Source organism: Streptomyces sp. cmx-4-9 (genome assembly GCF_046548835.1).
In the GTDB taxonomy this organism is placed as follows: Bacteria; Actinomycetota; Actinomycetes; order Streptomycetales; family Streptomycetaceae; genus Streptomyces.
Genome location: NZ_JAEBEE010000006.1, coordinates 547,161 through 565,865, shown reverse-complemented (window position 1 = coordinate 565,865; position 18,705 = coordinate 547,161). Strand labels below are relative to the sequence as shown.

At 68.0% G+C, this 18,705-nt stretch carries 13 protein-coding genes and 3 pseudogenes; 5 read left to right on the top strand and 11 right to left on the bottom strand.

Features of this window, described 5'->3' with window-relative positions; genetic code table 11:
• Nucleotides 1-286: 286 nt before the first annotated feature.
• On the top strand, nt 287-2,332 hold the full coding sequence (locus tag ACLJTM_RS21595; RefSeq protein ID WP_411105282.1) for a trypsin-like serine protease: 2,046 nt from the start codon (nt 287-289) through the stop codon (nt 2,330-2,332).
• A 113-nt stretch (nt 2,333-2,445) separates the two neighbouring features.
• Here the strand turns inward: ACLJTM_RS21595 and ACLJTM_RS21590 are convergent.
• The 5 genes and pseudogenes from ACLJTM_RS21590 to ACLJTM_RS21570 all read right to left on the bottom strand — a co-directional run.
• Nucleotides 2,446-2,853: pseudogene (locus tag ACLJTM_RS21590) on the bottom strand (IS5 family transposase); the annotation flags it as partial.
• Nucleotides 2,829-3,578: pseudogene (locus ACLJTM_RS21585) on the bottom strand (DDE-type integrase/transposase/recombinase); the annotation flags it as partial. The pseudogenes ACLJTM_RS21585 and ACLJTM_RS21590, both read right to left, overlap by 25 nt.
• A 75-nt stretch (nt 3,579-3,653) precedes the next feature.
• Nucleotides 3,654-5,945 carry a hypothetical protein gene (locus tag ACLJTM_RS21580; RefSeq protein ID WP_411105281.1) on the bottom strand — a complete coding sequence of 764 codons (2,292 nt, stop codon included), beginning with the start codon at nt 5,943-5,945 and terminating at the stop codon, nt 3,654-3,656.
• A gap of 173 nt (nt 5,946-6,118) precedes the next feature.
• Nucleotides 6,119-7,075, bottom strand: coding sequence for a glycosyltransferase family 2 protein (locus tag ACLJTM_RS21575; protein WP_411105280.1), 957 nt, complete (start codon nt 7,073-7,075; stop codon nt 6,119-6,121).
• A 469-nt stretch (nt 7,076-7,544) separates the two neighbouring features.
• Nucleotides 7,545-8,663 carry a glycosyltransferase family 87 protein gene (locus ACLJTM_RS21570; protein ID WP_411105279.1) on the bottom strand — a complete coding sequence of 373 codons (1,119 nt, stop codon included), beginning with the start codon at nt 8,661-8,663 and terminating at the stop codon, nt 7,545-7,547.
• A 723-nt stretch (nt 8,664-9,386) separates the two neighbouring features.
• Between ACLJTM_RS21570 and ACLJTM_RS21565 the strand changes: the two genes are divergently transcribed.
• On the top strand, nt 9,387-9,842 hold the full coding sequence (locus ACLJTM_RS21565; RefSeq protein ID WP_411105278.1) for a GtrA family protein: 456 nt from the start codon (nt 9,387-9,389) through the stop codon (nt 9,840-9,842).
• 195 nt (nt 9,843-10,037) lie between these two features.
• The gene (locus ACLJTM_RS21560; RefSeq protein WP_411105277.1) at nt 10,038-10,265 is read left to right on the top strand and encodes a hypothetical protein; all 228 of its coding nucleotides are present in this window, start codon (nt 10,038-10,040) and stop codon (nt 10,263-10,265) included.
• An 827-nt stretch (nt 10,266-11,092) separates the two neighbouring features.
• On the opposite strand, the gene ACLJTM_RS21555 is transcribed toward ACLJTM_RS21560, so the two are convergent.
• Nucleotides 11,093-11,602, bottom strand: coding sequence for a hypothetical protein (locus tag ACLJTM_RS21555; protein ID WP_411105276.1), 510 nt, complete (start codon nt 11,600-11,602; stop codon nt 11,093-11,095).
• A 578-nt stretch (nt 11,603-12,180) separates the two neighbouring features.
• The gene (locus tag ACLJTM_RS21550) at nt 12,181-12,354 is read right to left on the bottom strand and encodes a hypothetical protein (protein WP_411105275.1); all 174 of its coding nucleotides are present in this window, start codon (nt 12,352-12,354) and stop codon (nt 12,181-12,183) included.
• A 693-nt stretch (nt 12,355-13,047) separates the two neighbouring features.
• On the opposite strand from ACLJTM_RS21550, the gene ACLJTM_RS21545 reads away from it, so the two are divergent.
• A complete protein-coding gene (locus tag ACLJTM_RS21545; RefSeq protein WP_411105274.1) occupies nt 13,048-14,298 on the top strand; it encodes an MFS transporter in 1,251 nt (416 codons plus the stop codon).
• A 108-nt stretch (nt 14,299-14,406) separates the two neighbouring features.
• On the opposite strand, the pseudogene ACLJTM_RS21540 reads toward ACLJTM_RS21545, so the two are convergent.
• From ACLJTM_RS21540 to ACLJTM_RS21530, 3 genes and pseudogenes are all read right to left on the bottom strand, one after another.
• Nucleotides 14,407-14,688, bottom strand: a pseudogene (locus ACLJTM_RS21540) (site-specific integrase); the annotation flags it as partial.
• A gap of 820 nt (nt 14,689-15,508) precedes the next feature.
• Entirely contained in the window at nt 15,509-15,799 is a 291-nt protein-coding gene (locus ACLJTM_RS21535) for an ATP-binding protein (protein WP_411105273.1), read from the bottom strand.
• A gap of 45 nt (nt 15,800-15,844) precedes the next feature.
• Nucleotides 15,845-16,801 carry an ArsR/SmtB family transcription factor gene (locus ACLJTM_RS21530; RefSeq protein WP_411105272.1) on the bottom strand — a complete coding sequence of 319 codons (957 nt, stop codon included), beginning with the start codon at nt 16,799-16,801 and terminating at the stop codon, nt 15,845-15,847.
• An 84-nt stretch (nt 16,802-16,885) separates the two neighbouring features.
• Here ACLJTM_RS21530 and ACLJTM_RS21525 point away from each other — a divergent pair, with 84 nt between their 5' ends.
• Entirely contained in the window at nt 16,886-17,959 is a 1,074-nt protein-coding gene (locus ACLJTM_RS21525; RefSeq protein WP_411105271.1) for an alpha/beta hydrolase family protein, read from the top strand.
• Between the two features lie 44 nt (nt 17,960-18,003).
• Here the strand turns inward: ACLJTM_RS21525 and ACLJTM_RS21520 are convergent, their stop codons facing one another.
• Nucleotides 18,004-18,567, bottom strand: coding sequence for a hypothetical protein (locus tag ACLJTM_RS21520; RefSeq protein WP_411105270.1), 564 nt, complete (start codon nt 18,565-18,567; stop codon nt 18,004-18,006).
• Nucleotides 18,568-18,705: the final 138 nt, after the last annotated feature.

Genomic DNA, 18,705 nt, shown 5'->3' with positions numbered 1-18,705 from the left:
TGACTTCCGCTCACAGCGCACGTCCGCTCCCGCAAGGACTGGGTGTGGACGGAAGAGTTGTACGCAGGCAGCGCTGTTCACCATCTCTTCAATGGCCATCTCGCTGTGTGTTCCTCTTGACGAACGCGGGTGCGCGCGTCCCGATAGAGCGGCTACTCTTCCTGCGGCCCCCCCAGGCGATCTTCAACCGCCCGCGCTCCCGCGCGGATGGTCTCCACGTCGTTGAAGGCCCGCCCCCTCCACTCCGAGTGCGGGCGGGACCTTACTGAAAGCGAAGACAACACCAGTGCGTATACGCAGCTGGCTGCCCGCAGCCATCGCCGTCGCGGCCGTCGCCGGGGCGCCTGCCCCGCTCGCCTCCGCCGAGCCGGTCACCCCCGCCAACGGCGGAGCTCCCTTCGCCGTCGAGGACGGCGCCTACCCCTTCGGACCTGGTTTCCAGACCGTGACGGGTGCCGACCTGATCGCCGGTGACGGCAACATCACCCTTGCCTCTTGCACCGGTAGCGACTACCAGATCATGGTGTGGGCCCGGAAGTTGCTCACCCATGAGTCCCGGATCTGCTTCAAGGCAGCGAACACCGGCTACCTGAAGGTGAACATCCCGCAGGCCTACCGGATCGAGACCGTCGACCGCTCCATCAGGGCCAGCTTCTCCATCGGCGGTGCGACCCCCCAGACCCTCGATGTTCCCGAAGACACCACAAAGGGCTTCGGCGAGGCCAACCCCGCTGACCCCAAGGATTCCGTCCTGCTGGAAATGCGGGTCACCGGGTCCAGCTCCCCGGCCCCGCAGCCCCCGGCCGGCGGCGACCACCCGCTGGCGTTCACGGGCAAGCTGAAGGTAGGTGACACGCGGTCCTGCACCGCCGCGCTGGTCGACCCGCGCTGGGTCGTCACCGCCAAGAGCTGCTTCGCCGACAAGCCCGCCGAGAGCAACACCGTCCCCGCCGGGGCCCCCAAGAACAAGACGGTGCTGACCCTCGGGCGGGCCGACCTGGTCTCCACCGACGGCCACACCAGCGACATCGTCGATCTAGTACCGCACGCCGACCGCGACCTCGTGCTGGCCCGTCTCGCCGTACCCGCGGCAGGCATCGCCCCCGTCCCGCTGTCGGCCGCCGCCCCCGCGGCGGGACAGGAACTCACGCTCGCCGGCTACGGCCGAACTAGCAATGAGTGGGTCCCCTCGAAGCTGCACTCCGCGACCTACACGACCGGCACTGCAACCGCGACGGGCTTCGACATCGCCGCCAAGGCCCCCGTGGACGCCAGCCTGTGCAAGGGCGACGCCGGCGCACCGGCCCTGCGTACCGAGAATGGCAAGCCCGCCCTCGCAGCCATCGCCAGCCGCTCCTGGCAGAACAACTGCTTCGACAGCGCCGAAACCAAAGCCGGCGCCTTCACCACTCGCGTCGGCGACCTCGGCGGTTGGATCAGCCAGACCACGAAGGCGGCAGCAAGCGTGGCGGGCGGTCAGCAGATCGCCACCTCGGCGGTCGGCTCCACCGCGCACATCAGCCTCATCGGCACCCACGGCGCCGTGTACAACACCGCCGGGAACTACGGGGCCGGTCAGTGGACGCAGCAGTGGACACGCGGCGACGGTGAAGGCATGACCTCCCTGACCAGTGTCACGATCAAGAACGTGGTGCGGGTCTTCGGCATCGGTGCCGAGGGCAAGGTCTTCGGTAAGGACTTCGATCCCGCCAGTGGCCAGTGGACCGGCTGGAGTGAGATTCCCGGCGGGGCCGCCGGCGCGAAGGGCGTGACCGCGACGGCCACCGGCAACACGGTCCGCCTGAACATCATCGGCACCGACGGCACCCTGTACAACGCGGACGCCAACTACGACACCGGTCAGCGGACTCTGTGGACGCGGCTGGACGGCAGCGGTCTGACCGCCCTCACGAGTGTCACGGCCAACAACGTCGTGCACATCTACGGTATCGGGGCCGACGGCAAGGTCTTCAACAAGGACGCCAACTACAACACCGGCAACTGGTCCAACTGGGTCGAAGTTCCCGGTGGTGCAGCCGGCGCGAAAAGCGTGACCGCCGCCGCCAACGCCAACACCGTCCACCTCAACATCACCGGCACGGACAACCTACTGTACGTCTCGTACGCGAACTACGACGCCGGGCAGTGGGGCTCCTGGATCCATCCCGGCGACAACCGGAAGCTCGCCTCCCTCTCCAGCACGGTAATCAGCAACGTCCTGCACCTCTACGGCATCGGTATCGACGGCCGCGCTTACAACATCGACGCCAACTTCAACACCCGCCAGTGGGGCACCAACTGGGTGGAGATCCCCGGCGGACTGGGCTCCTGACCACCGGCTTTCTGGAGCCCGTGGCTGCAGACAGCCCCCTGACCCAACGTATGGCCGCTTGTAGGTGGCAGCAGAGGAACACACCTCTGCTGCCACCTGCCATGGCCTGGGCCCGGCAGCCCACCTTTGGGTGCGATCATCTGCGGTGCGTCGCCCACTGGCCTGGCGTGATCAGGAACGTGAAAGGACGGCATCCGCCTTCACCGGCGAGATGGAGTTTGCAGGTCAGACCGCCCCGTGACCGTCCGAGCCCTTCATCAGGGCGGTGGTGCCGGGGCGTCGATCTTTTTTTTCAGAGCGCCCGGCTTCTTCTTGCGGGCCCCGGCTGCGTGCTGATGCGCACGGCAGGATGTCGAGTCGACGCTCACAACTCCAGTCGATACGACCCGCGAGGTTGGCGTCAGCCTGGACGGCATGCAGGATCCGGTCCCACATGCCGTCCCCGACCAGCGTCGATGCCGTTCATAGACGGTCTTCCAGCTGCCGAAACGCTCGGTTGCCGGCCTGAGGTGTAGGGCTGTTGGTAGGCCCATTCCTCGAGCAGGGTGCGTTGGAAGCGTTCGACCTTGCCGTTGGTCTGCGGCCGCCAAGGCTGGTCCAGCGGGGGCGGATGCCCAGGTCACGGCCGGTCTGGCGCCAGGTGTTCTTGCTGTGGGCCCCGGGGTTGTCGGTCAGGACGTTCAACGGTGATGCCCAGGCTCGCGAACCAGGCGGTGGCGCGGGTGAGGAAAGCGGCGCAGCTGGCGGCGGTTTCGTCGGGCAGGTCTTCGGTGTAAGCCAGGCGGGTGTGGTCGTCGAGGGCGGGGTGGAGGTAGGCCCAGCCGGCACCGTTGCGGCGGTCTTTGTTGGGGCTGCCGGCCGCGCGACCGTGGCCGCCGCCATCGGGAATCCGGCCGAGCTTCTTGACGTCGATGTGGACGAGTTCGCCGGGCCGAACCCGTTCGTAGCTGCGGACGGGCTCGCCGGTGGCCCGGTTCAGTGCTGCTAGGGGCGGCAGGCCGTGCCGGGTGAGGATGCGGTAGGCGGTTGAGGGGGCGATCCCGCAGCTGGCGGCCAGTCGCAGGGGCCCGATCCGGTGTTCGCGGCGCAGCCGCAGGACGTGTTCCTCGGTCTCGGCCAGGGTCCGCAGCGGTTGGTGGTGCGGGCGGCTGGTCTCGGTCAGCGGGGCAGTACGGTGGACCACGAGGACCTCCTGGGATCGATGTAGATGTCGCAATCCACACCGAACCCGGAGGCCCTCACCCATTCAAGAACCCAGCACACGTGCCACCAACGTCCCGGAACAACACACCTAGACCGTCTCTGCCCCGCTGCTGGCGCGTCAGGAGAGCTCGTAAATTGCCATCCGGTCGTTGTCGAATACCTTCTTCGCAAGGTCGTGGAGGCGAGGTGATTCGACGCCCGACGGCCGGTGCACCACCATGTAGCGGACTCGATATTGGTCGTGGAGCCGCCGCAATGTCGCAGTCGTAGGGGTGTAGATGGCGCCCTCGTTCAGTTTGAACAGTTCCTGGTCCCAGAAGGGGCCGCCATATGCTGCCGCGCCACCTGCCATGGCCATGGCGCGCGGCGCGTACGCCCATCCTTCGACCAGCACGGACCGTTCCGAGTATGCACTGAGCCACTGGGAGCGGACGTTGTCGCAGCCGCCACCGTCGGCGTAGTCCTCGAACTGCCAGCAGTGGCTGTTGGTAACCAGCACGTCCTCGGGCTCGCTGTGCGCTCGAATCCAGCGTGCCGCCTGGACCTGCGTCCCCGGCATCACCCACGAGTACGTCCACCGGGTCTCACGGGTTTGGAGGGCGTCGTGGAAAAGACCGGGAGTGCTTACGGCGAGGGCGGCGGTCAACAGTACGATGCCGCCGCGGCCAGCGAGGGCTGGCCTCACCCGGCTGGATGCCCACCACAGAAGGCCGGATATGAGGGCGATCAGGGCCAGTGCGGCTGCGGCGGCAAGTGCGGGGAGGAGCTGGGAGTAGGAGGTGGCGGCACGGTCGTCCCCGGTGGACCGCAGGACGAACCTGGCCCAGTCGTCCGAGTAGCGGTAGATCACCAGGGTGAGCAGCGCGACGAAGGCTACGGTGCCGGCGGCGAGGGCTGCTCTGGCTGGTTTGGGCAGTGCGGCGCGTTCGAACGACTCGCAGTACCCCCAGGCTGAGAGGACCGCTCCGAAGGGAAGGGCGGCGATCGTGAAGTAGCTGGAGTTGTAGCCGTTGACGAGCAGGTAGGCGGCCGGTCCTGCGACCGCGGCGCCGAGCAGGAACCATTGGACCGGTTCCAGCTGGAACCGGCGGCGCCGGAGGAGCGGGATCGCACCGAGCAGTTTCAGCTGGTGGTTCACTGCGAAGGCGAGCAGGGTGGCTGCGACCACGAGGGCCTGGAGTGCCGTCGTGCGCGGGTGTCCCCCGTCGGCCCAGTACTGTCGCACGTTGCCGAAGGGGACGATCTCCAGGCCGTAGCTCTCGAAGTTGAAGATGGCCGCGGTGGCGAACACCTGGGCGCCTGCGACGATCGCTCCCAGGCCGACCACGGTCCAGGGGACGCGTCGCGTGCTGACCAGCAGCATCAGTCCGGCGAGGGCGAGTCCGGCGAGGGTGACGGGCAGGGTGCTCGCTTTGGCGGCGCTGGAGGCCACAGCGAACAGGGCGACCAAGACGAAGGCCCCGCAACCGATCGGCGGGGCGGAGTTGGTGCCCTGGCTGTGATCTTTGCTGTGATGGCGACCTCGCAGTGCCTCGCCTATGACGCCCAGCAGCGCTATGAGCAGGGGCTGGCTGTAGGTCAGGGAGAGACTTGCCCAGTAGACCAGCCGGACCGCGGGCGCTCCGAATGTCCAGCTGTCCACACCGTTGGGGTAGCTCGCGGTGAACTCGCCTGCGGCGAAGACCAGCAGTGCGGCAAGCGGGCCTGCCCAGGCCCGTCCGATGAGACGCCGAGCCACGACGGCCGTGATCACCATGGCGAGCGCGGCCAGGGCCGGGACCATGAGCCGGGACTGGATCACGGCCAGGTCAAGGTGTCCGACCATGTCGGTCATCGCCATGTGGGCGAAGGTGAACCAGTGGTAGTGCAGCGGCTCGCCGGCGGCCTGGGGAAGGGTCAGCGGGACGTTGTGCTTGGCGTTGGCGGCGAGCGACAGCATGTAGGGCATGTCGCCGAAGATCCGGCTGGTCTCCTCGTTCGCCAGGACCGGGTACTGGGACAGGAAGACCTGGTGGAAGTAGGCACTGCTGAGCATGACGGTCCCGGCGACCGACCAGGACCAGCCCAGAGAGGGGCTGCGGTAGCCGCGCGGCCGCCAGTGCCGGCGCAGACGCGGCACCACAGCGAAGGGGATCACCACGGCGAGGGGCCAGGCGATGGCGACCGTCTGGGCTCCGATGCCGACGAAGAGGGCCCAGGCGGCCAGTTCCAGGACGAGGCCGGTGACAGCGCCGAACGCAAGGTCCTCGACCAGGGTGTACGGCGTGCGGCGAAGTGCCCGGAACACCAGGGTGCCGGGGAGCAGGATGCCCCAGAGCACGTAGAAGGTGTACCGGGCGACGTCGCTGACGGTGGTGTCGGTGGCCAGGAGCAGGGAGACCAGAAGGAGGTAGGCCGCAACCGCCGGCAAGAACCGCCAGACGGCGTGTGCCGGGGAACGACTGGCACGGCCGGACGGGACGGGGTGCCCAGGTCGGCGCCCCGGGGAGACCGCTTGGTCGGTCTTGGCGCTGTCAGTTGTAGCCATGCGTCTGTGTCTTCCTACCGGCTGTGCGTCGTCCTCCCCGCGGCGGAGAGGGCAGGTCAGGCCGCGTATTCGGCGGTCTGGTCGCTGCGCGCGGGGGCGCTGGCCTCGGCCGAGTCATAGCCGACGAAGTAGGCCGGTCGGGCTTGGACGGCCGAGTAGATCCGTCCTATGTACTCGCCGAGCAGGCCTACGCAGATGAGCTGGACTCCGCCGATGAAGAGCATGGCCATGAAGAGCGAGGACCAGCCGGGCACGGGTGACCCGAATGCGTACTGGAGTGTGGTGTAGATCGTCAGGGCGAAGCAGACCAGGAAGCTCAGCAGGCCGAGCCATGTGGCGAGCCGCAACGGGCTGGCGGAGAAGTTGGTGATGCTGTCCAGGGCCAGGCGGACCATTTTGGACAGCGGGTAGTGGGTACTGCCAGCGATGCGTTCCTCACGGACGTAGACGACCTCGCCGCTGCTGAAGCCGAGCCAGGGTACGAGCAGCCGGTAGACCGGCTGATGCTCGGGCAGGGACTTCAGGGCGTCGACTGCAGCCCGGCTCAGGAGGCGGAAGTCGCCTGCTTGGTTCGGCATGTTCTTGCCGACGAGCTTGCGCATCAGCCAGTAGTAGGCCCCGGCTGTGCGGCGCTTGAAGAAGGTGTCGGTGCCGCGGTCGCCCCGTACGCCGTAGACGATGTCCAGGTCCTTGTCGCGGGCGAGCGCGAACATCTCAGCGATCTTCTCTGGCGGGTCCTGGAGGTCGGCGTCGATGCTGACGACGTAGGCACCGTGAGCCCGATGGATGCCGGCGGTCAAGGCGGCCTGATGTCCGGAATTACGGGCAAAACGGACTATTCGAAATTCAGGCCACTCCTGTCGGAGCCTCTGCATGATCATCGGGGTCGCGTCGGTGCTGCCGTCGTCGATGCCGACGACCTCGTAGCTGACCTCCAGCCCGTCCAGGATCGGACGCAGGCGGGCAACCGTCAGCGGCAGCGCTTCCTGCTCGTTGTAGATCGGGATTACCACCGACAACACGGGAACCGGCGAGGAGGCTTCGTTGCGTGCCGGGGCTACTGCGTTGTGCATGCTGTCCGCTTGTCTCAATCTGCGAGGGCGAGAGGCCGCCGGCGGCGCGCCGACGGCCTTGACCGGCCGGGCGCGGCCGATCACAAACGTATCGCCGGGCCGAAGGAGACCCACCGGCTCCAAGCGCCCCTCGGCACGTAGGCCAGAGACGAGCAACCCGGTCGATCGGCAACAATATCATTTGACGACAATCGCCATTCGGCCCGATTCCGGACCGTTGGCGGCCCGGATCGGTGCTCGCCACACAGGTGTGGGACACGCCATGCGCAGCACCTTGGCCCGGGATACCCCTGGAGACCCTTCCGGGATGCGGTGACGCGACCGCTGGCTCGGCCCCAGGCCCCGGCTCCCACCGTCGGTATGACCCAAGCGCTTCCTATCCCGCCTTGCACGACGGGCTCGAGTTCCGTCAGGCCCGCGCCAGTTCCTCCCCGGCCGGAGCACCAGACCCCGCCTGCGTCGGCTGCGTGTCGTCCTCCCGGCGGAGAAACGCCCGGTGCAGAAGCACGAGGGAGAAGACCACGTTGACCGCTGCCACGGAGTAAGCCCAGTTGAACATCGCGTCGAGCTTCCAGAACGAGAAGCCGGCGAGGCGTGGGACAAGCACAAGGCCCATCCACACCGAACACGCCGCAGCGCCAGCCCGAGTCACCGAGGCCAGCAGGACCGGCAGCACGATGAAGAGATAGTGATCAAAGGAGGGCTTGCTGGCGATCAGCGGGGCGAGCATGAGCATGGTGCCGCTCTCCACGAGACGCAGCGCTTGGTCGCCTCCCTGGTTCCAGCGGCGCCACGCTCCCACCAGCAGCACCAAGGCGAGTGCCGCCCCAAGTGCTGACGCCACACCGTCGGGTACGCCGAGCCGGGGCAGCAAAGTACCCAGAGAAGCATCGAAGGGACGGGCGAAATCGTCCTGGCCCTGCAGGATGAAGGGGAGCGTCTTGGTGAAGAAGAGAGTGGGCTGCGCCATGAGAGCAGCCGCTCCCAGGGCGAAGACGAGCGGGACAGCCGCAGCGGCCAGGAAGGCCTTCGGCCGGCGGGCGATCAGGAACAGCAGCGCGAACGGGACCAGCATGGGCTTGGTGGCGATGGCAAGGCCGACCACCACGCCGGCCCAGATCCACCGTGAGCGGTGGGCCAGCAGCAGCGCCAGCGGCAGCGCCAACGCTGAGTAGGAGGTCCAGTTCCCCAGCAGCACCAGATTCCGGAACGGGCCGAGGAAGCACATCAGCAGGACACCGAGGACCGCCAGCCGGCTCAGAGCCGATACACGGAACAGCCTCAGCGCGAAGAACCAGCCACCCACGACCATTGCCGCTGTCATGGCCGGTACAAGCCAGGGCAGCAGGCGCACGGGTATGTAGATCTGCGGTAGGGCGATCAGGACAGAACTGGGGAAGTAGAGGAACCGTTTGTCCGCGTACGGCGATCCGCCGTCAGCGAAGGTCTGCGCAGCACGCAGGACGAAGTTGTTGTCCAGCATGTTGCCCTCACCGTGTCGGGCGTTGTAGACGGTGATGCAGAACATGGCAATCGCCGCACCCAGCGCGGGAAGCGATGCCCGTCGGTGCAGCCACGCCCCTTGCTCCGACCCGACTGTCATCCGCTTTCCCATGCTTACCCTTAAAAAATTTTTGATGAGTGGGATGTCATGGTAAGTGAAGAGATCGTGACGGGATTGCCAAGCCCGGTGCTGGCCGTCGCCCCCCGGGGGCTCCGTACTCACCGCCAGCCTGCACCACCGTCTGCCTCCGGCACGGAGAGTGCGGCCTCCCCGGGGCGACCTCGCTGAAGCGCGAGCGTCGGTTCGCAGCCCGTCGTCCGGCATGCCGACAGCCGACTCGGACAACCCACCGCCGAGGACCACCTTCACAGGGCCTCGTCTCGGCCTCCGGGCCCACCGACACCGTGCTGCCCAACTGCGCTGACCTCGGTCCCCCACCGAGAAAGAGCTGGCGTGGGCTGCCCGCATCCCGGCATGCATACTTCTCCGAAGGGTGAGTAGCCGGTCCGCTCGCCGGCCGTCGCCCGTGCACAACCAGCAGGAAGTAGTCATGAGAAAGCTGTCCCCAGTTGCCCCTCGCCACGGCAGAAGAGCTTTTCTCGACAGCCTCGACAGGCAGGTAGGCACAGTCATGGACCCGGCCGAATCCCGACCAAACCTTTCGCCGGGGACTGCTCGCCTCGCGCTCCTGGGCCCCGGAGTCTTCCATGCAGGCCTCGTGACCACGGGTTCGGAGTGCAGAGTCCGATGAGCCGCCGGGAACAGCTCGGCCAGATCTTCCGCTTCGCCCTCGTGGGCGGGGTGAACACCGCCGCCTTCTTCGGCATCTACCTGCTCCTGCACCCGTGGATGCCGTACTTCGCCGCCTACTCGCTCGCCTTCGTGCTGGCGATGGTCGGCTCCTTCTTCATGAACACCTACTTCACCTACCGGACCCGGCCGACCTGGAAGAAGTTCCTCCTCTTCCCGCTGACGAACGTGACGAACTACGTCGTCCAGTCGGCCGGCCTCTACGCCCTGGTGGCGTGGGCCGACCTGGATACCCGGATCGCCCCACTCGTCGCCGCGGTCGCGGCCATCCCCTTCACCTTCCTCCTCTCCCGCAAGATCCTTCTCCCAGGTGCCGCACGGATCGACTCACCCGATACGGCTCGTGGCTCGTCCACTGCTGACCCCCAACATGACGTTGCAAGCCATTCATAGCCACGCTGCCAGGATCGGCCAACTCCTACACAACGGCGGATCCGCGCAGGCGGGCCGGTCGGGGTCAACTGACAGTGCGGCCGCAGCCAGCTGTCTCCTACCCGCGTCGGTACCGGTCGAAGGCCGAAGCCGGCCCACCCCTAACGAAACAGCCTCCGTGGGTGTACCCGGACCGCGGCGCGGCGTTGTCCCGGCATGGACATGGACGACGAAGACTTCCTCGGCGTACTCCTGGACGCCGTCACCGACACCCGCCTCAGGCTGCTGACCGGCGACGAAGCCCGCGCGGTCATGATGCTGCTGGGCGTCCTTGAAGAAGAGGCGCGCTCCGAAGAGGTACGCGCCGCCGCAGGCGAGATGCGGTTCCGCCTCGGATCCCGCTTCGCCCTGCCCGCCGAGGCCACCCGGCCCGCGCGGCGCTGAAGCCCCGCTCGTACGTCCGTCAACGTACGCACGGGCAGAGCGTGACCTCCCGGCAGCGCCACCCGTTGCCAGCAGGCCGCGACGAATTTGCCTTCCACTCACGTGACCGCGGCATTCCGGCGGTGGGCACCCTTTGCCCGGACCCCAACCACCGCACCCCTTCCCGCGGAAACCAGAACAGGCTGACCGCCCAGCTGAACGAACTCTCGGCCCCTGCGCACCCGCCACCTCGCCAACAGCGGCGCCTGACCACCCGCAATTGGCCTTGCTTCAAGCACCCCGCTCGGGGCAAGGCCGCCCCACCAACCAGCACCCAAGGACCGCCGCCGACCGCCCGCGCTCCCGTACCCCTGCTGGGTGTGCAGGAGGCGGCCCCGGACACGCGACAGCGCGGGCCGCCACCAGCTGGTGGCGGCCCGCGCTGGAATAGAAGGTCCCCCCACCCCGAGAGCAGCGCCATGACCTGCCCTGCCCCGGTCACCCCCTGTCGACAGGGAGGCCGCCCCCGGCCACGGCGCCGGGGTGAACTCCACCAGCGTGCCGCCGCAGTCGGCTGCGAGGTCCAGCAGCCGGGCCCCGCTCCAGCTCATCCACCGCCAGGCCCCGGCGCAGCTTCGTCGCCGTCCCGGTGCCCGCCGTACCTCAGCTCGAAGGCGATCGTGGAGCGCGGGTCCGCGGGCGGGGTCTCCTCCGCGGCCTGTGCCAGGTAGGGAGTGAAGTGGCCGAAGAGAAGACCGGCGTAGCCGGGAAGGGCCCTGCACCGCTCTTACCACGTGCCCGGAGCCAAATGGGAGCGCTCGCTTGTTCCAGTCACCTTCGACCGGGGCTCAGGCGTACGGGCTCCACCGGCCGAAGCGGGCCATCAAGTGGATCGCGGCCTGCTCGTCCACTCCGAGCGCGGCTGCGGCTTGAGCGGTCGTGAGGTCGGCGCGGGTGCCACGAGCAGCCCAGTACCCGACTCGCTCGGCCGTGACCTCCAACTGGCGGGCTGCCCGCACCGCGGCCGCCGGGGACGTCCTGGTCAGCCGGTCGATCTCCTCTTCCAGCTGCTCCAGCAGCACGGTCACCGACTCCGGCAGCGGAACGGCGCCGGCCTCGACCCGGGCGGTGTGGCCGTCCCAGTCCCGCTCACAGGCATCCGCCTGCTCATCGCCAGCCTCCTCCAGCCCTTCGCCCGCGATCGATACCCCGTCGAGACGATGCTCCGGACCTGTCCAGCCACAGGAACACACCGCGCGCAGTACGGCCGCCCGGGGAATGCGCGGGGAGCTCCCGTCATAGACGCTCCACCGCGTCACCGACCGGCCGGCCGAACCCGAGCCGGTATCGACATACACCGGGCCAGGAAGGCTTCCGTCGGCCAGAAGCACTCCGACCCAGGCCTCGTGCGAGATGCCGAACTCCTCCGTCGTCCACCTGTCTAGATCGACCACGAGACCCTGCCCGTCACCCGGCCGCCGGGCAGGGCCCGGCCGGACCCGCCTCGCCTCGCCTCGCCTCGCCTCCGAGCATGCCGCAATCCCGCCCCGGTGCGGGACCGAACCACGGCGGCCCAACTTCCCCCGGTTGTGGCTTCCCACGATCGCAGCGCCGCGGTCCTTGCGCCCACACCCAAGCGATCGCCACTTCCAGGTACGACCTGTACGACCTGCTCGCCCTCCAGCGCGCCCGCGTCCGCAGCATCAGCCTGCGCGCACAGGACCTCTGCCCAGCAAGCACCGCCACCCAGCAGCTCGCCCTTGGCCCCGGCGACGGCCGCGCCCTGGCAATCGAAGCGGTCACCGACCGTGCGGACCGGACTCGCTCCAAGCCGGCGGCCTCCCGAGGTGCCGGCGTACCCGCCGGTAGCGACCAGGGATACGGGGTGCCGATGTCGGTCACGGCGCTCAGAAAATTGACGGTGCACGTCCCCGGTTCACACGGCGGCTGATCCCGCGGCGGCCAGCTCGGGGAAGGACCTCTCCCAGACCTCTCGTAGGTGCCGGGGGACCAGCGTGCGCAGGACGGGCCACTGGTCGATGAGCAGATCGCGGTTGAGCAGGCGCACGAGGTCCTCGTGCTGGCCCTCCGCCAGGACAGTGCGATACATGCCCATCCGCAGGCGCGGGCGGTCCAGGTCATAGGAGCGCAGACCGGACCAGGCCACGTGCAGTGGAAGGTGAACCACGCCGCGGGCAGGGCCCGCAAGCGTCTCGAGTGAAACGGGCAGCCGGTTGGCGTACCTGGCGTGCAGTACCTCCGCCGCGGAAGGCTCAGGGCCAGTGGCGGACAGTGTGACCATGGACCTGAGTCTCCCGCGTCCTCTGCGTCTGGGGCAGCGCAGAGGCGATACGCCATGGGCGTCAGGCTCGCTTCTCGGAAGCGGTGCGGACCAGCAAAACGATCCGGGCGGCCTCGGCATCCGGCGGCGCTCGCGGATGCTGAGAAAGGCATCGCGGCCTGACCAGCTGCCCCGGTCCCATGGCAGGCGTGCCGCGCACCCCGGGCGAGGAGGCCATGCGTGCCAGGCCGGGTCACACGCTCAGCCGCTCACCAGGCGCATCAGGCCCAGCACAGTGCGAGGCTGGACTGAGGCGGCAGCGACCTGGAGGCTCTGGTGCGTCCCATCTGGTCCGGTGCGATCTCCTTCGGCCTGGTCACTTCTCTGAACTAACTGCATCGCCTCCGAGTGAGGGATCAACGTTCGCACTTCGCTTCCGGCGGGGTGCTTCTTCGTTTCTCGGGGGGCACGCGACCTTCGTACGACTGCGGCGGGTTCTGCGGCGCTGTTAGCCTGCGGTCCATGATCAAGGGGGGTTTGGCAGGCCGAATAGGCCGGATGGCCGGGGACAGTGGGCCGGAGCGAGTGCTGGTCGCCGCCAGTTTCGTCAACCGCGTCGGCAATGGTCTGTTCAACGCGGCGTCGGCCCTCTATTTCACCTTGGTCGTGGGCCTGCCCGCGGTGCAGGTCGGCGCCGCCCTCACCATCGCCGGAGTGCTCGGCTTGTGCGCGGGCATACCTGGGGGTCATCTCGCTGACCGGCGCGGCGCACGCGTAATCATGATGCTGGCCCTCGCGGTCCAGGCGGTGTCGATGGCGGCCCTCGTCCTCGTCGAAAGCTGGGCCGTACTCACGCTCGTCGCAACGGTCGACCAGATCGCCGCGGCGGTCGGAGGGGCGGCGTGGGGGGCTCTGGTAGCCCGGGTCGGGGGTGAGCGACCGGCCATGTTCCGGGCGAAGCTGCGCACCTTCGTCAACCTGGGCGTCGTCCTGGGAACGGTGGGTGCCGGGCTGGCGCTGGCCGCGGACACCCGCGGCGCCTACGTCACGCTGATCCTCGGCAACGCGGCGAGCTTCGCCCTGTGCGCGGTGCTGTTGCTCCTGCTGCCCCGCTATCCGGTGCCGGAAGCGCCGCCACGCCAGCGTCGCTGGCTCGTCTTCGCGGACCGTCCGTTCCTGACGTTCACCGCCCTCTACGGGGCCATGGGACTGCAGTACCCGGTAGTCTCCCTGCTCCTGCCGATCTGGATCTCCGAGCACACCGAAGCGCCGCGCTGGACGGTGGCCGCGCTCTTCGCAGTCAATTCCGCCTTCTGCGTACTGATGCAGACCAAGATCGGCTCCCGTATCGAGACCCCGTACGACGGCGGCAGGGCGTTTCGCACTGCGGGGCTCCTCTTCCTCGCCAGCTGTCCGATGATGGCGCTGGCGGCGTACGCCCCTGTCTGGGCCGCGGTAGGACTGATCCTGGCGGCGATCTTCGTCCATAGCCTGGGAGAGGTCTGGGAGTCCTCGGCGGGCTTCGCCCTGGGTTTCGGTCTTGCCCCCAACCATGCCCAGGGCCAGTACCAAGGTGTCCTCGGCCTTGGCTTCAACGCGGGCCAAGCTCTTGCCCCTGCGGTCCTCACCACGGTTGTGCTAGGCCTCGGCACGGCGGGCTGGCTGCTGCTGGCGTTGTTCTTCGCAATGCTGGGTGCTGCTGGCCCATCTCTTGCCCGCTGGGGCATGCGGACCCGGCCGCAGCCGGACGTTGCTGCGGAAGCGACGAGATGACCAGGGAGTAGGTGCCGCAGAACGTACGCCGGGCGGAATTGCGCCGGAAGCCGGCCGATGGCGCCAGTGGACACGGACCGGCTTCGGCGCGATCTGCATCCAGCGGGCGAAGTCCCGCGCATCGACCCGCGTCGCCCGGTCCCACCCCAGCCCCCAGCCGGCTAACAACCGCCACCAGCGCAACAGGTCCATTCCGTACGAGCGGACCGTCGACTGCGGTTGCCCACACGCCTGGAGCTCCGCGAAGAATGCCTCCACCGGACCCACCACGGCCCCGCCCGCGTCCAGCAGCAGGTACGGCCGTCCCGGATCCGCCGTCTTGACCAGCCGGCCCGATTCCGGCAGCACGAAGCCCACCAGATCTCGTGCGGCAGCGCCCGCTTCAATCATGCCGGGAAGCTAGCAGAAACCCCATCTGAACTGCGAATATGCAGCTTTTAGTTCAGTCAACGGGACAGACCGAAGGAGATCGCACCGGACCAGATGGGACGCATCCGTGATCCCCTTCCGTGAAACCCGCCGATACCTCCAGCCTCGCACCGGCCCGGACCGGCTGCCCCGGACAAGCCGCCGAACGGGTACCCGCACGCGGACACCAGCAAGGTCATCCGTCCGAAGGGTGGCCGGAGCCGCCAGACCCGCAGAGCACTGCCGATGCGGCATGGTGACGGCATGCGCCGCTGGCCCCTACCCCTGCTCCTCGCCACCCTGATCGAGTGAACGTCTGGGTGGGAGTGTCTGCGGCAGCAGCGGGACACGCCAGTAGATCGGTGGCCTGGGGCCCGGCCGGTCCGTGTCCCTCCCTCCGTATTTCCGTGGCCCGTGATGGTGGGCCTTGCTCAACCGGGACGCAGCGGTCGATCATTCGCAGATGAGACCCGAAGTCCGTGCGTTCGTCGCTGATGGCCCGCTCCCCGATTGGGACATCGACGACGAGGAAGAAATCGACCGCCGCTCCAATCAGCTCGAAGCCATCTCTCGGCCTGTCACGGCAGAGGAGGCGCATGCTCTGGCCACCTGCTTCGGCCCAGACGACTGCTATGGCGTCGCTTGGTCGCTGGTGCACCTCATTGAGACCGGTCCAGGCCCGGTTCCGCCCGTGACCCGGCCCGGACCCAGCTCCGGAGTCTGGCAGCAAACACTCTGGAATCGGTGGGGAACCGGGGATCTCCCCGACGACGACCTCACGAGTTAGGGCCTGCTGGGCCGGTCAGAGTGTACGTCGCTCGGCCTCGGTGACGCGGAACCGGTAGGACTCGGTGCCGGTCTGGAGGAGGGTGCAGCGGAAGGTGATCCGGTCGGCGATGGCCGCGCAGAGACGAGGGTCGCCGAAGGTCTCGTCCCACTCGGCGAACGGTGAGTTCGCGGCCACGGCGGTCGCCTTGCATTCCTCGCGCTCGGTGAAAATCTGGAACAGGAGTTTGGCGCCCTTCTTGTCCAGGTTGAGATACCCGAACTCGTCCAGGCAGAGCAGGTCGACCTTGCTGTAGCGGGCGATCACGACGACAGGCGGCGGCCTGCTTCCGCCTCGGCCAAACCACGGCGGTCAGGCGCCTGCCAGCAGCGTGCCAAAGGCCGTGCGCCGGTGGGTGACCGAGCGGCCTGTGCGGGTCGTCGTCGCCATGCCTGCCGATCTGAGCGCCGCCGCGTGGGACGAGGCCGTCGCGTTGCTGACGTGGAGGGCGCGGGCCAGGGATGTCGTGGTGTGAGGCTGGGCGAGGAGGCGCAGGGCGTCCAGCCGGGTGCGGCCCATGACGGCGGCCAGCGTCTCGGCGGGGACGGCCGGGCGTCCCGCGGTGGGCGGGAGCCCGGGACCGGCTGGGTACGTCAGGACTGCGGGATGGCCTGGGGTGTCCTGGAGAAGTGGGCCCGCCGGGTGGTGGAAGGTGGGCAGGAGAACCAGGCCGCGCCCGTCGAGGCAGACGTCGCGGTCCGGCGCTGCGCCGGGCCATTCCCACACACCCTCGTGGAGTCGGTTGCCCGGGGCCAGGCCGGTCAGCGTGGCGGCTACGCCGTGCTCGGCGACCGTCAGGGCGTAGCGGGTGAACTCCTCGCGGTGCAGATCTTGTACGACGGACCAGACGGGGGCGAGGACCTTCTCATACGCGGCCTGCTGGGCGCGGTGCAGGGTGCGCCAGGCCGTCTCGTCGCCCGCGTGCAGGCTGCGGATCCAGTGAGGGGCGGGCATCGTCCCGTAGACCTGCTCCAGCTCGGAGCGCACGAGACCGGGGCTGGTGGCGCGGATCTGTTCGAAGCCGTCAGCCATGGTGTCGCCGAGGACGTCGAGGAAGGAGGGCGGGCGGCCTGCCGGAACCAGGTCGGCGAGTGGGTTGGTTGCGGCGGGGAGGGAGCGCAGGACGCGGCCGCGCCATGGCGCGAACAGAGGCCCGCCATGCGGGGTCACGGCTGTCGTCAGAGCGGCGTGCAGCTCCTGGAGCGGCGCCGGGCGGGGTGCGAAGCGGATCCGGGCGAAGTCCTGCGCGGTGAAGTGGATTCGCAGCACCCTCACAACTCCTCGTCCTGGGACAGCCTTTCGGCCAGGGCCTGAACCTTCGCATCGTGACGACCCCCGCCCAAGGATGTTCGTATGACTTCTCGACGCACTGTTCTGAAAGGCACCCTATTCGGGAGTGCCGCCGCCCTGCTGCCCACGGCTGCGTCCGCCTCCGGCGGCGGCTCGATCCTCCGGCTGCCCGCGCCCGCCGGCCCGTACCCCGTAGGCATGCAGACGGTGTATCTGACGGACCCGGCCCGTACGGACCCGTGGGTGGGCGGCGTGCGGGAGTTGATGCTGACCGTCCTGTACCCGGCCCGATCGGTACGCGGCTTCTCCCGTGCGTCGCAGCTCACCCCGGCCGAGGCTGCGGTATTCGCCGAGTACGCCCCGGGTCGCCACCCGGGGCTGCCGGAGTCGGGAGTGGTGGACTGGGGCGCGGTCCTCACCCACGGGTACGTGGGCGCGCCGCCGCTGCCTGGGCGGCGGCCGGTGCTGGTGTACTCACCCGGCGGCGGTGACTCCCGCACGCTCGGCACAACCCTCGCCGAGGACCTGGCGAGCCACGGTCGAGTGGTCGTGCTCGTCGACCACCCCGGTGACGCTTCTCAGGTGGAGCTGCCGACCGGGTTGCGGACGACCGTCCTGATCGGGCCGCCGGACCCGGCGACCTTTCGCACGATGGTGGACACCCGGATCGCGGACCTCCGCCTGGTCCTGGAGCGGCTCAGCGACCTGCCGCTCGCACCGGTCATGGACTCCTGCCGGGTCGGGTTGTACGGGCACTCCGCAGGCGGCACGGCGGCGGTGTACGCAGCCCGCCACGACCGCAGGGTCGGCGCGGTGGCGAACCTGGAGGGCTATCTCGACCTGTACCCGACGCCGGTCGAAGTCGACCGTCCACTGCTGCTGTTCCGCACCGACGGATTCGAGGGCGCCGGCCGTATCGAGTCTTCCTGGGCGAGCCTTCCCGGCCGCCGTGTGCTGCTCGCCGACGCGAACCACTGGGCGTTCACCGATTACGGCTCGCTCGTCGCGCGGCTCCAGACCGCCCGTCTTGTGACAGCGACAACGCGGGCCGCGCTCGTCGGCACCGGCGACCCACTTGTGACCCTCGCCGAGGTACGACGCCGGGTGGGGACCTTCTTCGCCCGCCATCTGTTGTAGCGGGTCCTGGAGGCGCCGACGAGGAGCTAAACCAATCTCTGCACCTAAAGAACCTCGTCTCGAACCGCGACGAGAAACCCATCGAGAGCAACTTCACAGGCTCTAACAGTTTTATCGAACGCCACAAAATCCAATGGTTTCGCATTCAGCATCGTGTCCCGAAGGAGAGCCACCATGAGGTCTCGACCCTTTTCGAAGTTTTTCACCTTACGGCGCGCGGCGTCCGTGGCGACCAAATCAACCGTTACCACCATCTGAAAAGACCTGTCAACGGCAGGAATAAAATCGCTGTTGAACAGCTCGCCAGCCTTCGCCCACGAGTCATCCTTGTATTTCTGGGTCACCTCTTGTGAGATCGGCTTCACGGCAGCGAAAATATAATTTCGGAGGGTATTTCCCTTGATTTTGAGAGACTGGAATTGCGTGGCCAACTCCACATAACTCTTTCGCCGAATGTCCGCTTGCCTTTGCTCTTGAGCAATCTTCCGGCTATCCGCTGCCTGAAAGAAACCGCCGACTGTACCGGCGAACCCGCCTACAGCGCCGATGAGAGCTCCCACAATTCCTGCCAGGGCAATCCACCGCGGATTTGCATCAGTCGCGCTCAAGTTTGCCACCATTTTTGCAGGAAAAATGAAGACTTACACCGGCGCAGACCATCCCGGACTGAACCCTGCATCCTGCATACCGTGACTTGGCAGTACAAGCACCCCGGGAGAGCCATCTGCCAGCGGGAAGCTGTTCGG

Coding starts and splice junctions, on each gene's coding strand:
- ACLJTM_RS21550 (WP_411105275.1), bottom strand. CDS start 12,354: ATGTATCGCACTGTCCTGGCGGAGGGCCAGCACGAGGACCTCGTGCGC.
- ACLJTM_RS21560 (WP_411105277.1), top strand. CDS start 10,038: ATGGACATGGACGACGAAGACTTCCTCGGCGTACTCCTGGACGCCGTC.
- ACLJTM_RS21545 (WP_411105274.1), top strand. CDS start 13,048: ATGATCAAGGGGGGTTTGGCAGGCCGAATAGGCCGGATGGCCGGGGAC.
- ACLJTM_RS21570 (WP_411105279.1), bottom strand. CDS start 8,663: ATGTTCTGCATCACCGTCTACAACGCCCGACACGGTGAGGGCAACATG.
- ACLJTM_RS21525 (WP_411105271.1), top strand. CDS start 16,886: ATGACTTCTCGACGCACTGTTCTGAAAGGCACCCTATTCGGGAGTGCC.
- ACLJTM_RS21565 (WP_411105278.1), top strand. CDS start 9,387: ATGAGCCGCCGGGAACAGCTCGGCCAGATCTTCCGCTTCGCCCTCGTG.